We start from the raw sequence: 14,164 nt of genomic DNA, 5'->3' as shown, positions 1-14,164 counted from the left end.
CCTTGATGGCGGGCGGTGCCGATGCCGGCGCGGACGGGGCCGCCGACAGGGCAAAACCCAGCACGGTTGTACTGTGCCGAACCGCCTCGGCCAGCACGGCGTCATGGTCCGGCAGTTTGCCGAGCAGTTGCCTTTTCTCGGCGGATAGTTGCCAAAAATCCAGCATGGCTTGCGGCGAGGTGCGGTCTTTTTCGGCAAAGATAATATCGACGGCAACGGCGGCCGGTTCAGCGGCCTGCAAAAGAGTCAGCAGCTCGGCAATACGGGTGCGCGGCCACGGCCATTGCCCAAGCCGGTTCAGGCTGTCGTCGTCGATAGCGATGATTCTGACCGGGGCATCGCGGTAAAGCCGAGGCTGGAGGCGTTGAAACTGGTCGAAGGTGGCGTTGCGCACGATTTGGAGCGGCAACGGGTCCCACAGATATAGGCCGCCGCAGCCCAGCAGGGTTGCCAGCAACACGCCGCAACCGAGTATCAGCCGGAGTGGAGTGGCTTTTAACAGCATGGCTTGGGGCGAACGGAAGGGGCTGGTTAGGCGGGAGGGCCGAGAAACTCGAATATGTCCACTTCGTCTATTTGTTCGGGCAGCAAGTATTTGACGGCAAATTCTTTATACACGCCGGAGGTTAAAAACAACTCGAATACATCGGGATCGATGTGGCGATTTTTCTTCATGTTGCAGAGAATTTTTATCGACTCGGACAGTTTATAAGGCCGCTTGTAAGGCCGGTCGGAGGCGGTAATGGCCTCGAAAATATCGGCAACCGCCATGATCCGCGCCGGAATGGACAACTCTCTTTCGGTCAGTTTGCGCGGATAACCGCGTCCGTCCAGGGTTTCGTGGTGAGTGGTGGCGTATTCCGGTACCCGCTGCAAAAAATCCGGGAAGGGAATTTTTTCCAGCAGATTGATGGTTTCGATGATGTGTTCGTTGATTTTGTAACGCTCTTCGGCGGTCAGGGTACCTTTTTGTATGGACAGGTTATAAATCTCGCCATAATTGAACATATTGTCCGGGATGGTCATTTTAATACCCAGGGCCGGATCGGGGACTTGATTGGGCGGGCGGGGCACGATGTGCTTGGGTTTGTCGGCCAGTAATCGCTCCGTTACCGGTAAAGCGGGCTTATCTTCGGCCTGCAGGCGCAGGGTGTCTTGCTGCGACAGCCCCAGGGTGTCGTCGAAATAGCGTAGCCAGGTTTTTTCGGCGATGGACTTGATGCGTTCGCAATCGCTGGGATGCATCGATTCGCGCCCCATATTGCAGTCGGCGATAAAGGCAAAGTCCGCCATGAGTTCGGCCTTTTCCCGTTCGAAGCGTTGGTGGGTTTCCAGGTCGTTGCCGCCGTCCAGCAGCGTTTCCAGCCGCCTGATGTCGGCGTCGCGCAATAACACTTCGAAGCGCATGCGGATTTCGTGGATGCGGTTGAACAGCATGTCCAGTTTGGTGGCTTTTTCGATCACATACTCGGGCGTGGTAACTTTGCCGCAATCGTGCAACCAAGCGCCGACCCTGAATTCCAGCCATTGGTCTTCGGATTCGAAATTGAAATTTGCCAGGGGCCCGTGGTTTTGCCGGCAGGCGGCTTCGGCCAGCATCACGGCCAGTTCCGGTACCCGCACGCAATGGTGGCCGGTATGCGGGCTTTTGGTATCGATGGCGGACGCCAGAACCCGAATGATGCTTTCAGTGGTGGCTTTCTGGCCCTCGATCAGTTGCAAATTATCCAGGGCGATGGCGGATTGAGCCGCCAGGGCTTCCACCAGTTCGACAATATCTTCGGGAAAGGGAATCACGGCACCGGTTTCCGGATCCAGCGCATTGAAAAATTGCAGAACACCGATGACCTGGCCGTTGCGCGGCGCCAGGGGCACGGTTAGTAGGGAAACGGTCCGGTAACCCGTTTTGGCGTCAAAGGCTTGGGTGCCGCTACAGTCGAAGCGGGTCTCGGTATAGGCGTTATCGATGATGACGGTTTGCTTGTGGTTGGCGGCATAGGTCGAGGCATAGCGGTCGTTGATGTGCCCGGTGGCCGGATCGTACAGCGCGATTTCCTGGAAAGGCAGGGCATCGTCGCGGGTGCGGATGGCAAAGCGTAACGATTGGTTCTTGGTCACCAGAAAAAGGGTGCCGCCATCGCAATGCAGCAGCTTTTGGCCCTGGCGGAGGATGTGCGTCAGCAAACGGTCGCGGCTTTTTTCCTGCGACATCATCAAGCCGCTGTCGATCAGCATATTCAACTTGGCGGTTCTGACCTTGACTTGACGTTCAAGCAGATGCTCGGCCGCCTGATGAACCTTGAAACAGTGGCGGAAAGCCAACGCGTTTCTGGTTTTTAAAGCCACATCGCCGGCGGCCGGCGGGGTCGTTATAAAGTCGGTGGCGCCCAGTTCCAGCGCGGCGTTGCGTTGGGTTTCGGAGGCCGGGGCGGATAAGACCAGGACGGGGAGTTCGGGCAATAAAAATTGCCGCCGCACTAGCGGCAAAAGTTTGTCAACCTCGAACCCTTCGGCATCGATGTCCAGGAACAGGATGTCGAAATTACCCCTCACTAATTCCGGTATTATTTGGTCGGCATCGGTTAGCAGGTAGGTATCGCACTGGCTGGCGGACGCTTCGATAATTCGTTGCAAGGCCGGCCCGCTAATCGCATCGCTATACAGCAAGGCTTGCGGTATGGTTATGGCGGAGAGGGGCTCGGAATTCACGATGGCTGTTTAGGGAAGCATAAAAAATTAAGAGGGGCTGAATTTCTCAAGACGGTTCGGCATAGGGTTATAAAAAAGTTTCGGCTGTTTTTCGCGCTTAATCCGCAATGTATGACTATTATTGAGACTTGTCTAGTGACGGCGTCAAATTGATACCGGTGCCCAAGACTGAATATCGACAAGTATAGCGGGTCGGGAAAATTGTTAAAGAGAGCCGTAAATGCCTTTGGGAGGGGAAAATGATAAAGCTGAGTATGACGGTATTGGCGCTGGCATTAAGCCTGTTGCCGGCCGAGGTTTGGGCCGAGAGCGGCGTGTTGGGGTTTGTGAAAATTGTCGAGGGCGACGCCAGTATTACGGCGGAGCAAGGCACTGTGCCGGCTCAACCCGGAGTGCCATTGTTTCTGGGCAATTTGCTTAAAACGGGCGCGAACGGCCGGATGGGCGTGACTTTTAAAGACAATACCATCATGTCTTTGGGGCCGGACACCGAGCTGCGTATCGATGAATATCTGTTCGCCCCGGCCAAAAGCGAATTGAAATTGGCGGCGAGTCTACTCAAGGGCACCTTGCATTATATTTCCGGTGTGATTGCCAAACTCAAACCGGAGGCGGTATCTGTAAAAACCCCGGCCGGTATTATCGGGGTCAGGGGCACGCGCTTTTTGGCCAAGGCGGAGGCGGAATAATGGCTAAGCATAACAAAACCAGTACGGCCGCTTTTCCCTCTTTGCGGGCGATATGCTTGCCGCTTGCCTTGGGGCTAAGCGGCTGTTCTCAATCCTATGTGGTTTTGCTGGCGGAAGACGACGGCAGCCTCGGCAAGGTGGAGGTTACCACTCAGCAAGGCACCACCTTGTTGGAGAATAACCGGGATGCCGTGAATTTCAAAGGCGAAGCCGGAAAAACCTTTGCCGTCAGCGAGCAGCGGATCAAGGAAGATTTCGGTGCCGCGATGGCGGCCAGTCCGGAAAAACCGCGGTCGTTTTATTTGTATTTCGAAGGCGGCACGGCGACGCTGACGGCGGAGTCCATGGCCGGTATTCCCGAAATCATTGCGGAAATCAAGCGGCGGCCGGCGGCCGATATTTCGATCATCGGCCATACCGATACGGTCGGCGACGAGCAAACCAATGCCCGCTTGAGTCTGGAAAGGGCGAAATCGGTGGCGGCGTTATTCGCCGAGGCCATGCCGGACGCCGGCAAGGTCACGGTGGATTCGCATGGGGAAAAGAATCTGTTGATAGCGACGCCGGATAATACCGATGAACCGAAAAACCGCCGGGTAGAAGTTACTGTTCGGTGACGGATTAAGCGGAACGCCAACCGGGAATGCCCGCGTTACCGGTTGGCGGTTGTTATTTAATTGACCTTGATCAATTCCACATCGAAAATCAATGCGGCGTTGGGGCCGATGTCGCGGCCGGCGCCGCGTTCGCCGTAGGCCAGATTGGACGGGATGAAAAAGCGGTATTTGGCGCCTTCCTTCATTAATTGCAGGCCTTCGGTCCAGCCGGCAATGACCCGGTTGAGCGGAAAGGTGGCCGGTGCGCCGCGGCCGTAGGAACTGTCGAATTCCTTGCCGTCGATTGTGGTGCCTTTGTAATGCACGGTGACATTGTCGGCGGCTTTGGGCGACGCGCCCGTGCCCGCCGTGAAGACGAAATATTGCAGCCCGCTGGCCGTGGTGACGATGCCGGCGTTTTGGGCGTTGTCCGCCAGAAATTTTTCGCCGGCGGCTTTGTTTTCGGCGGGCGTGGTGGCGTTGGCCATGGAGAACATAATAAATCCTGTAATAAAAGCGATTAAAGTGGCGATGATGCGGTTTCGTAAAGATTTCAAGGGTTTGCTCCTGGTAATAATTTATTATTTAACGGGTTACAAGCCATAACCGGCTTCGCCGCAAAAATGCCGCGATTGCTAATCTTGGCCCTCGGCTGTTATTTCCGGCGATTGGTTACCCGCTTAGTTTATCAGTTTTCGCTGTCCAGCTCTTGTCTGCAAGCGGCCAGCTGGGCGTCGTATTGCCAGGCGCGCTGATGGACTTTTTGGGCGGCGTTCAGCAGCCAGCGCTTGTTTTTATACTGTTGGCGGCTATAACCGCTGTGGCCTTCGTGGTAGGCCAAGTAAAGATTTTGGGCATCGGTGTAAGGAATGCCCAATTTCCGGTTACTAATGGCGCAGTACCAAGCCACGAAATCGCAGCTATCGGCAAAGTCTTCCCGGTCGGCCCAGCGCTTGCCGGTTTGGCGCTGATAGTCGGACCAGGTACCGTCCTGAGCCTGCGGATAACCGTAGGCGCTGCTGGAGCGAAACCAGGGGATAAAGCCCAATAGCGTGGGCCGGGGCGGTTCGGCATCGGCGATAAAACTGGATTCCTGAAAAATGATGGACATCTGCACCGCGACCGGCACCCCCCAGCGGCGGGAAGCGGCCAGAGTGGCCTGGTACCAATCGTCTTTTTCCCGGAAAATTTGGCAAACATTCTGAACGTTTTTAGGCGGAATGGTTGCGCAGGCGGATAAAAGGACTAAGCTTATGATCAATAATGAATTTAGTTTCATTTCATCCGAGCTCCCGGTTAAAACAAATGTGAAGTGAGTGTCATGATGAACGCAATGCAAATAGAAGAAAATCGCGCATACCGTAAAAATCTTAGCAGCCACGGCCTGATTTATCTCGGTTTCGAAGAGCACCCGATCAAAGTCATCAATCTGTCGCTGAGCGGGCTGTTGGCGGAATTAAGCGATAAACACCCCGAACACCGGATAAAAGACATTTTTAATAGTTTACAAGTTTCGCCGCGGGTGGACATCTATCTGCCGGAAATGCGGGTGGCCGGAGAAGCGGAAGTCGTGCGGGTTGAAGCGACCGACGACGGATTATTGATCGGCATTGAGTTTCGAGACTTGTCTTACGACATCGATAATTTGCTGTATAACCGCCGGGCCTACCGTAAAAACCTCAGTACGTTGGGAGAAATCGTCATCGGCGGCAACGAATATGTGTTTACCACCCAGAATGTGTCGGTGGACGGTTTGATGGTACGCATTGCCCGGTTGCTTGACGTCGAGGCCGGTAGCCGGCTGCCTTTTAGCTTCAAGGAATTGCAGCTGGAAGGCGAAGCCGAGGTGATTTGGGCCGAATCGGATGAACATTCGACCTTGCTGGGTTTGAAATATGTGCATCTGGCGCGGGATTTGTTCCCCGGCGTGCCGCGTTTTATTCGGGACCAAGTCTTATCGGTCTGACAGGCGGTCTCTGTTTCGGTTCAGCCAAAATTCGCGCGCCAGGCCGTGGGCCGCATCCTGGCTGTCCGCCCTGCCCAACAGTTTTAAAGCCACGGCCGCGGTGCCGATGACGGTCGCTTCGGCGAATTCGTCTTCCCATCGCCCTTGCCATAAGGCTTTCAGCTGTTGCGGGTTCAATTCCTCGTCTTTCATGTGCCGTCTGGCGAATAAGGCCGGCCAAAGCTCATCGATCAATTCGCCGTTGCACACGCTTTGCACCAGACATTCGACGTCCGGGTTGCGTTCGGTTTCGCCGCCTTCGCCTTTTAGCACCGCCATGTTGCGTTCGCCCAATAACAACGCCGCTTTTTGATGCACTTGCCGGTAGCTGGGATGAAAAATGCCTTGAATGCTGTGGCCGGCCCGTAGCGGATTCAGTAATCGCACCAAGGTATGCACTGGCGAGCGCAAGCCCATTACCGGGCGCAGATTGATCATATCGAACAGCATGGGGCAGATATGCTGCAGCGACAGGTAGCTGAAATTGTTTGCCAGCAGTTGTTGTTCGGCTTCCGCCAGCGAATGCGCCGCAGGTATGCCTAGTATCTCCAAAACCTTTTCGGTATAGACCCGGCCCTGGGTATGACCGCCGGCACCGTGCATGAATACCTTGATGCCGTTTTCCGCCAGTAAAAAGGTCGACAGCAAAAACCAGGGCAGATGGCGGCGCTTGCCGGCGTAAGAGGACCAGTCCAGATCAACCGATACCGATGGAGTATGAGAAAAACTTTCTTTTGCGGCCGATACAAATCCCGCCAGCTCTTCGCAGGTTTCTTCCTTGACGCGCATCAGCATTAAAAACGCACCCAGCTGAATCGGCTGTACTTCGCCGGCCAGAATCATTTTCATGGCCCGGTAAGCTTCGTCCTGGGTTAACGGGCGCGAGCCTTTTTTGCCCTTACCCAAAATTTTGATGAATTCGGCAAACGGATGTTCCGGTTCGGTCAGGCTCATGATATGGACAGTGGGAAGTAGTGGTCGATCAACAAGGCGGCGAAAATCAGCATTAAATAGACTATCGAATAGCCGAAGGTGCGCATGGCGGTTTTATTGTCTTTTTTACGCATCATTTGCACCGCGTAATACAGAAATCCCAGCCCCAGCAGCACGGCGGATATTAAATAAATCAACCCGCTCATGCCGGTCAGATATGGCAGCAGGGTAGTGATCAGCAGCAAAATGGTGTACAGCAGGATTTGCAGACGGGTAAATTCGACGCCGTGGGTAACCGGTAGCATCGGAATGGAGACCTTGGCGTATTCCTCGCGGCGGGCAATGGCCAGAGCCCAGAAATGCGGCGGGGTCCAGACGAAAATGATCAACACCAATAGCAAGGCATGGGGGTGTATTTCGCCGGTAATGGCGGCCCAGCCCAGCAGCGGCGGCGCGGCGCCGGCAATGCCGCCGATGACGATGTTTTGCGGGGTCATTTTTTTCAGATAAACGGTGTAAATCACCGCATAACCTATCAACGACAGAAAGGTCAGAAACGCGGTCAGGACATTGACTTTTATAATCAGCACCGCCATGGCAATCGCACCGATGATGCCGGCAAATATTAATACATTTTGCGAATTCAGGTCACCGGTAGGCAAGGGCCTGTTTTTGGTGCGGGCCATTTGCCCATCGGCGATTTGGTCGATGAAATGGTTGATGGCCGCCGCAGAGGATGCGGCCAGCGCAATCCCCAGCGTGCCGTAGAAAAAATTGCCGAGCGGCGGCCAGCCGGGCACGGCCAACAGCATGCCGACGATGGCGGTAAACACGATTAAAGCCACCACCCTGGGTTTACAGAGTTCCAGATAGTGTCGCCAGGATAATACGCTGCTTTGGTCTGTCATTCGCGTCCGAATAGTTTAGATGGCATTAAAGCTATAGAATAACAGTGAACCTTTGATTATTGAAATCGTCACAGGCGCTCATCTTTTCTATCAATGAGGGAGTTATGAAATTGGAATTGTTGAAACCCGGTATCGCGGCAGTGATGCTGCTGTGCCCAGCTTGGCAGGCCTTTGCCGAAGACGGCAAGGTGCATGAACAGGTTTTGGACAACGGTCTGAAAATCCTGGTCAAAGAAGACCATAGAGCGCCCGTGGTGGTGTCGCAAATCTGGTACAAGGTCGGCGGCAGTTACGAACCGGGTGGTATCACCGGCATTTCGCATATGCTGGAACACATGATGTTCAAGGGGACTCAACAGTATCCGGCCGGCGAATTTTCCCGCATCATCGCCGAGAACGGCGGCCAGGAAAACGCCTTTACCGGTAGCGATTACACGGCCTATTTTCAAACCCTGGAAAAATCGCGCCTGGAAATCAGCTTTAAATTGGAAGCGGACAGGATGCGCAATCTGGACTTGAAAGCCGAGGAATTGGAAAAAGAACTGCAGGTGGTCACGGAGGAACGCCGCATGCGCACCGATGACCAGCCGCGCGCCAAAACCCAAGAACAATTCAATGCGGTCGCCTTTACCAATAGCCCCTATCAAAATCCGGTGATAGGCTGGCCCTCCGATATCGCCAATTACAAAGTCGAGGATCTCAAGGCCTGGTATCAACAATGGTATGCCCCCAATAACGCCACGCTGGTGGTGGTGGGCGATGTCGACGCCGGGCAAACCATAGCATTGGCCGAACGCTATTTCGCCGGTTTAAAACCCAGCGACATCCAGCCGATCAAGCCGCGGGCGGAAACCGAGCAAAAAGGTACCCGCAAGTTGACCGTCAAGGCGCCGGCCAAATTGCCGTATCTGATGATGGGCTACAAGGTGCCGGTTTTGAACACCGCCAAGCCGGAATGGGAAGCCTACGCGCTGGAAGTGCTGGCCGGTATTCTGGACGGCGGCAACGGCGCCCGCTTGTCGACCCGCTTGGTTCGCGGCCAGCAAATCGCCGTCTCCGCCGGAGCCGGTTACGACATGAACTCGCGGCTGGCGGATATGTTTTTGCTGGAGGCCACCCCGGCGGAAGGCAAGAGCGTATTCGACCTGGAATATGCCTTGAAGCAGGAAGTCTATCAACTGCAAAGCGAATTGGTCAGTCAAGAGGAATTGCAACGCATCAAGGCGCAAGTGCTGGCCAACGACATTTACCAAAAGGACTCCAATTTCTATCAAGCCATGCAGCTGGGTTTGCTGGAAACGGTGGGCATAGGTTGGCAAAAAGCCGATCAATACGTGCAAAACATCAATCGGGTCACCGCCGAACAAGTGCGCTCGGTGGCGCGTAAATACCTGATCGACGACACCTTGACCGTAGCCTATCTGGACCCGCAACCTATCACCGAAGCTCCCAAACCCGCAAAACTGACTGGAGGTCACCATGCGTTTTAATCTGATCGGCTTGTTTTTGTTGGTATTAAGCCAAACAAGCTGGGCCAATGTGGCGATTCAACATTGGCAAACCAGCCAGGGAACCCGCGTTTATTTCGTGCAAACGCCCAGTTTGCCGATGGTGGATATACGGGTGGCGTTCGATGCCGGCAGCGCCCGCGACGATGCGCAATTCGGTCTGGCCGCTTTGACCTCGGCCATGCTGGATACCGGTGCCGGCGATTGGAACGCCGACCAGATCGCCAGCCGCTTCGATGCGGTGGGCGCGGCATTTTCGGCGGGGGTTTCCGAAGATATGGCCTGGCTGTCGTTACGCAGTTTGACCGAGACGGCCTTCTTCGACCAGGCGTTCGATACCTTTGCCGCCATACTGGCTCGGCCGATATTCAACGACGACGACTTTCAGCGCGAAAAAAACCGCACCCTGGCGGGCCTGAAGCACAGGGAAGAATCGCCGGGCGCCTTGGCCGGTATCGCCTTCAGTAAAGCCTTGTACCGCGACCATCCTTATGCGCATCCCGAGGAAGGCATGGTGGAAACCGTGGCCGGTTTCGAAGCCGAGGATTTGAAAGCGTTCTACAAAAAATATTACGTTTCGGCCAACGCCATCGTGGTGATCGTGGGCGATTTGCAGAAGCCTCGGGCCGAACAACTGGCGGAAAAATTGATGGCCGGCTTGCCGGTAGGCGAAAAACCGGCCGAGATTCCGCCGGTGCTTATGCCGGATCGCGCCAGCACGCAACGTATCGATTTCCCATCCAGCCAAACGCACGTGCTGGCGGGCATGCCGGGCACGCATCGCAAGGATCCGGACTATTTCGCCTTGTATGTGGGCAACCATATTTTGGGCGGCGGCAGCTTGGTTTCCAGATTGTTTGACGAAGTACGGGAGAAACGCGGTCTGGCGTATAGCGCATCCAGCCAGTTCATGCCGCTGTACCGGGAGGGGCCTTTCGTTATGAGCCTACAGACCCGTAACGATCAGACCGATCGGGCGATTGCTGTGATGGATGAAACGTTAAACGATTTCATCAAAAACGGCCCCACCGAAGCCGAGTTGGTGGCGGCCAAGAAAAACATCACCGGCGGTTTTGCCTTGCGCACCGACAACAATGCCAAGCTGACCGATTACGTTAGCATGATCGGTTTTTACCGGCAGCCGCTGGATTACCTGGATCAATTTCCGGCCAAGGTCGAAGCGGTGAGTGTGCAGGATGTTAAGGATGCATTCCAGCGCAGAATCAAGCCGGAATGGTTGCAAACCGTCACGGTCGGCGGCGCAACGGATAGCAAATAAGATATGAGCGGCAAGCTGCGCATCATAGGCGGCGAATGGCGCAGCCGGCCCGTCGTATTCGACGATGCCCCGGGTCTGCGGCCGACGCCGGCGCGGGTGCGGGAAACCTTGTTCAACTGGCTGCAAGCCGATGTGGCCAACAGCCGCTGCCTGGATTTATTCGCCGGCAGCGGCGCCCTGGGTTTCGAAGCCGCCTCGAGGGGCGCCGGACAGGTGGTACAGGTGGAAAACAATCCGCAAACCTGCCGGAAACTGAAGGAAAATTGCGCGCTATTGGCAACCGATCGTATCGAGGTTGTGCAAGCCGATGTCTTGCAATTTATAGAACGGGGAAGCGCGGCCTTCGATTTGATTTTTCTGGATCCGCCGTTTGGGCAGGGTTTGGTGGGGCCGGTTTGCCGGCAACTGGCCGAAGCGGGCTTGCTGGCACCGCACGGTAAAATTTATATCGAAACCGAACGCAAATTGGCGTTGAACGATTTGCCCGGCCATTGGCGGCAATTGAAACACAAGCAGGCCGGCGAGGTGGCTTATAGCCTTTATCAAAGCCAATAAAGCCTAAAAAACCGGGGATCGGCGGATTTTTGCCTGCTTTTATCGCCGGGATGCTTTAGAATCCGCCCTCCCAAAACAAAACTATCGCCATGCAAATTACCGCAATTTACCCGGGGACATTCGACCCGATTACCAACGGCCATCTCGATCTGATTCATCGGGCGTCAAGGCTGTATGAAAAGGTCATCGTGGCGGTGGCGGAAAGCCGCGGCAAACAGCCGTTGTTTGAGCTGGATGAGCGGGTGGCGCTGATCGAAGGCGTGGTAGACGAATTTCCCAATGTAGAGGTGATCGGCTTTAATAATTTGTTAGTGGAATGCGCCAAGCAGCACCGGGCCAGCGTCATCCTGCGCGGCTTGCGGGCGGTATCGGATTTTGAATACGAATTTCAAATGGCGGGCATGAACCGCCGGTTGGCGCCGGATATCGAAACCGTGTTTTTAACGCCCGCCGAGCAATATGAATTTATTTCTTCCAGCATGATCCGGGAAATTGCCCGCCTGAACGGCGATGTATCGAGTTTTGTGGCGGATTCGGTTAAAGAACAGTTAATCAATAAATTTAAAGCGGAGTAAATTATGGCCTTGATTATTAGCGATGAATGCATTAATTGCGATGTCTGCGAGCCGGAATGCCCCAACGGTGCCATTTCCCAAGGCGAAGACATTTATGTGATCAATCCGTCGCTGTGTACCGAGTGTGTCGGACACCACGACAAACCGCAATGTATGGAAGTGTGCCCGGTCGATTGCATCAGCAAGGACCCTATTCATGCGGAAGACCAGGCGGCGTTGTACCAAAAATATTTGCAGTTGATCGGTTAACCGGCTTTGCCGGCCCGCGGCGAAGGCCCGGGCTCCGATTACGCGTTATCCGCCGGCCCGCAATGCGATACAATGGCGGCGGTTTTCGTTCGACAACATGTTCCCCCTTCTTCTTCAATCCCAACCAGCGAGTCCGTCATGCCAGAAAATATTTCCAATAATGCCCTAATCCTTGCCCTATTGTCTTTAAACGGCGAAATTGCCATTCAGAACGATTATCTGGAGTCTGGAGAAATTCCCGAGGAAGAAGTCGAGAACGAGCGGGAAGTGCTGGAAGACCTTGAACAAGCCTTCATGGAATTCGTGGATGTTTACAAAGCCCGTGCCCGCAACGACCAGTCTTTACCGAGCCTGGAAGAATTGTTGGCGGGCGAAGAGTAAGCGTTAAGCATCGGCTTTACGGCCTCGAATTCCAAGACTTTCGAGGCGTTTGCGCAGTTCCTATCAGGATAGGTAAGCCGGCGGTTGTCGGCTTTATTTTTTGATCGGCACCATTCCGGTCCATTACCCTCGCGCCATGAAATATAAAGATTTAAGAGACTTCATTCAGCAACTTGAAAAGCAGGGAGAACTGAAGCGTATCCGCGCGGAAGTCGACCCCTATCTGGAAATGACCGTGATTTGCGACCGGGTGCTGAAACAAGGCGGCCCAGCTCTGCTGTTTGAAAATCCTAAAGGCTCCAATATTGCCGTGCTGGGCAATTTATTCGGCACCCCCAAACGGGTGGCCATGGGCATGGGGGCCAAGGATGTAGGCGAATTGCGCGGCATCGGCGAACTGTTGGCTTATTTAAAGGAGCCGGAACCGCCCAAGGGCATCAGGGATGCCATGGACAAACTGCCGGCTTTCAAGCAAGTGCTGAATATGGCACCCAAGCTGGTCGGTTCGCCGCCGTGTCAGGAAGTGATACGCATCGGCGACGAGGTCGACTTGTCGGTTTATCCCATCCAGACCTGCTGGCCGGAAGACGCGGCGCCGCTGATTACCTGGCCGCTGGTGATCACCAAGGGCCCCAATAAGGACAGGCAAAACCTGGGTATTTACCGGCAACAGGTGATAGGCAAAAACAAACTCATCATGCGTTGGCTGGCGCATCGCGGCGGCGCCTTGGATTTCAAGGAATGGCAGGAAAAATATCCCGGCAAACCGTTTCCGGTGGCGGTGGCCCTGGGTGCCGACCCGGCGACGATACTGGCCGCCGTGACGCCGGTACCCGATGCCTTGTCCGAATACGCCTTTGCCGGCCTGTTGCGCGGCGGCAAGACCGAAGTCGCCAAGTGTTTGAGTAACGACTTGCAGGTGCCGGCCAGCGCCGAAATCGTCCTGGAAGGCTTTATCTATCCCGGAGAAACCGCGCCGGAAGGCCCCTACGGCGACCATACCGGCTATTACAACGAAGTGGACGAATTTCCGGTGTTTACCGTCGAACGCATCACCCAGCGGCAGGTGCCGATTTACCACAGCACTTACACCGGCCGCCCGCCCGACGAACCGGCGATTTTGGGCGTGGCTTTAAATGAAGTGTTCGTGCCGATATTGCAAAAACAGTTTCCGGAAATCGTCGACTTTTACCTGCCGCCGGAAGGCTGTTCGTACCGGATGGCGGTGATCAGCATGAAGAAACAATATGCCGGCCACGCCAAGCGGGTGATGCTGGGTACCTGGTCGTATTTGCGCCAGTTCATGTACACCAAATTCGTCATCGTGGTGGACGACGACGTCGATGTGCGCAACTGGCAGGACGTGATTTGGGCCATTACCACCCGCATGGATCCGGCCCGGGACTTGACGATCCTGGAAAATACCCCGATAGATTACCTGGATTTCGCTTCGCCGGTGTCCGGGTTGGGTTCCAAGGTCGGCTTCGACGCCACCAACAAGTGGCCTGGAGAAACCAGCCGCGAGTGGGGCAGGCCCATCGTGATGCGCGACGACGTGCTGAAAAAAGTGGACGCCATGTGGGATACGCTGTTCAATTAACAACAAGTTTGTCTGTTTGAGCGGATTGGCGTAGATGCGAGTGAGCCATCTTATCCAATGACGGCGATTTGAACTTTAAAGGCGCACTTGCGTAGCCTGGATGAAGCAAAGCGCAATCCGGGATTTGACGACCTTCATTTTCCCGGATTCCATTTCATTGCATCCGGGCTACGCTGG

General features: G+C 55.0%; 16 protein-coding genes. 10 read left to right on the top strand and 6 right to left on the bottom strand.

Annotated features, from left to right (window positions below):
* Positions 1-505, bottom strand: a 505-nt coding sequence (locus NP596_RS15380; protein WP_256616269.1) for a CHASE2 domain-containing protein, incomplete at its 3' end; no start/stop codon positions are given.
* A gap of 26 nt (positions 506-531) precedes the next feature.
* Positions 532-2,709, bottom strand: a complete 2,178-nt coding sequence (locus NP596_RS15375) for an HD domain-containing phosphohydrolase (protein ID WP_256616268.1) — start codon at positions 2,707-2,709, stop codon at positions 532-534.
* Positions 2,710-2,948: 239 nt separating this feature from the next.
* On the opposite strand from NP596_RS15375, the gene NP596_RS15370 reads away from it, so the two are divergent.
* Both NP596_RS15370 and NP596_RS15365 read left to right on the top strand, forming a co-directional pair.
* The gene (locus NP596_RS15370) at positions 2,949-3,398 is read left to right on the top strand and encodes a FecR family protein (RefSeq protein ID WP_256616267.1); all 450 of its coding nucleotides are present in this window, start codon (positions 2,949-2,951) and stop codon (positions 3,396-3,398) included.
* On the top strand, positions 3,398-4,015 hold the full coding sequence (locus NP596_RS15365) for an OmpA family protein (RefSeq protein WP_256616266.1): 618 nt from the start codon (positions 3,398-3,400) through the stop codon (positions 4,013-4,015). The genes NP596_RS15370 and NP596_RS15365 overlap by 1 nt, the downstream gene beginning before the upstream one ends.
* Positions 4,016-4,071: 56 nt before the next feature.
* Here NP596_RS15365 and NP596_RS15360 read toward each other — a convergent pair whose 3' ends face one another.
* Together NP596_RS15360 and NP596_RS15355 are read right to left on the bottom strand one after the other, a co-directional pair.
* Positions 4,072-4,551, bottom strand: a complete 480-nt coding sequence (locus tag NP596_RS15360) for an FKBP-type peptidyl-prolyl cis-trans isomerase (protein ID WP_256616265.1) — start codon at positions 4,549-4,551, stop codon at positions 4,072-4,074.
* Positions 4,552-4,682: 131 nt separating this feature from the next.
* Complete coding sequence (locus tag NP596_RS15355) at positions 4,683-5,273, bottom strand: transglycosylase SLT domain-containing protein (RefSeq protein WP_256616264.1); 591 nt, start codon at positions 5,271-5,273, stop codon at positions 4,683-4,685.
* Positions 5,274-5,318: 45 nt separating this feature from the next.
* Here NP596_RS15355 and NP596_RS15350 point away from each other — a divergent pair, with 45 nt between their 5' ends.
* Entirely contained in the window at positions 5,319-5,960 is a 642-nt protein-coding gene (locus NP596_RS15350) for a PilZ domain-containing protein (protein ID WP_256616263.1), read from the top strand.
* On the opposite strand, the gene NP596_RS15345 is transcribed toward NP596_RS15350, so the two are convergent.
* Together NP596_RS15345 and cyoE are read right to left on the bottom strand one after the other, a co-directional pair.
* Positions 5,949-6,953 (bottom strand): glycosyl transferase family protein, encoded by a 1,005-nt coding sequence (locus NP596_RS15345; protein WP_256616262.1) that lies wholly within the window; start codon positions 6,951-6,953, stop codon positions 5,949-5,951. The two genes, NP596_RS15350 and NP596_RS15345, sit on opposite strands and share 12 nt — an antisense overlap.
* Entirely contained in the window at positions 6,950-7,840 is an 891-nt protein-coding gene (gene cyoE, locus NP596_RS15340; RefSeq protein WP_256616261.1) for a heme o synthase, read from the bottom strand. The genes NP596_RS15345 and cyoE overlap by 4 nt, the downstream gene beginning before the upstream one ends.
* A 104-nt stretch (positions 7,841-7,944) precedes the next feature.
* Here cyoE and NP596_RS15335 point away from each other — a divergent pair, with 104 nt between their 5' ends.
* The 7 genes from NP596_RS15335 (at position 7,945) to ubiD (ending at position 13,987) form a co-directional block, all read left to right on the top strand.
* On the top strand, positions 7,945-9,330 hold the full coding sequence (locus tag NP596_RS15335) for a M16 family metallopeptidase (protein ID WP_256616260.1): 1,386 nt from the start codon (positions 7,945-7,947) through the stop codon (positions 9,328-9,330).
* Positions 9,320-10,627: a M16 family metallopeptidase gene (locus NP596_RS15330; RefSeq protein WP_256616259.1), complete on the top strand. Its 1,308-nt coding sequence runs from the start codon at positions 9,320-9,322 to the stop codon at positions 10,625-10,627. Before NP596_RS15335 ends, NP596_RS15330 begins: the two co-directional genes overlap by 11 nt.
* 3 nt (positions 10,628-10,630) lie before the next feature.
* Entirely contained in the window at positions 10,631-11,182 is a 552-nt protein-coding gene (gene rsmD / locus NP596_RS15325; protein WP_256616258.1) for a 16S rRNA (guanine(966)-N(2))-methyltransferase RsmD, read from the top strand.
* Between the two features lie 89 nt (positions 11,183-11,271).
* The gene (gene coaD, locus NP596_RS15320; protein ID WP_256616257.1) at positions 11,272-11,757 is read left to right on the top strand and encodes a pantetheine-phosphate adenylyltransferase; all 486 of its coding nucleotides are present in this window, start codon (positions 11,272-11,274) and stop codon (positions 11,755-11,757) included.
* Between the two features lie 3 nt (positions 11,758-11,760).
* Positions 11,761-12,006, top strand: a complete 246-nt coding sequence (locus tag NP596_RS15315) for a YfhL family 4Fe-4S dicluster ferredoxin (protein ID WP_256616256.1) — start codon at positions 11,761-11,763, stop codon at positions 12,004-12,006.
* A gap of 138 nt (positions 12,007-12,144) precedes the next feature.
* Entirely contained in the window at positions 12,145-12,387 is a 243-nt protein-coding gene (locus NP596_RS15310) for a hypothetical protein (protein WP_256616255.1), read from the top strand.
* A 136-nt stretch (positions 12,388-12,523) separates the two neighbouring features.
* Positions 12,524-13,987 (top strand): 4-hydroxy-3-polyprenylbenzoate decarboxylase, encoded by a 1,464-nt coding sequence (ubiD, locus tag NP596_RS15305; RefSeq protein ID WP_256616254.1) that lies wholly within the window; start codon positions 12,524-12,526, stop codon positions 13,985-13,987.
* The last annotated feature ends 177 nt before the right edge of the window (positions 13,988-14,164 follow it).

The organism is Methylomonas rivi (assembly GCF_024505165.1).
Lineage (GTDB): Bacteria > Pseudomonadota > Gammaproteobacteria > Methylococcales > Methylomonadaceae > Methylomonas > Methylomonas rivi.
This window is presented reverse-complemented; position numbering and strand designations above follow the sequence as displayed.